The sequence below is a fragment of the Microbacterium sp. ZXX196 genome, assembly GCF_009709595.1.
GTDB lineage: Bacteria > Actinomycetota > Actinomycetes > Actinomycetales > Microbacteriaceae > Microbacterium > Microbacterium excoecariae.
The window spans coordinates 1-281 of sequence record NZ_WMEE01000096.1 but is presented as its reverse complement, the minus strand read 5'-3'; the positions used below and the strand labels follow the sequence as shown (position 1 = coordinate 281).

General features: G+C 52.3%; 1 protein-coding gene. It reads left to right on the top strand.

From position 1 onward, the window contains the following. Positions 1-23 precede the first annotated feature (23 nt). The coding region (locus tag GJQ66_RS12410) for a hypothetical protein (protein ID WP_230379585.1) at positions 24-281 on the top strand (258 nt) is incomplete at its 3' end.

Below are 281 nucleotides of genomic sequence, written 5' to 3'. Positions count from 1 at the left end.
CCCTCGCCAACGAAGGGGTGTGAGTGCTGAACAAGGTGGGCTTTAGCGTAAAAGAGCATTTGCAGAACTTCGTGATCGTGAGTGTTTTCTACGTCACGGCATATTCCTTGACGCTCGGCTTTGTGGTCCCCCTTCAGCAGCTGGTTTTCACCAATGTGATCTACGAGCTGAGCTTGCTGTTCTTGCCGCACGGCGTCAGGGTCTTGGCGATTTACTTTTTTGGCTGGCGCGGCATGCTCTACCTTATTCCGTCGGCGTACCTCATGAAGATACTGAGCTAT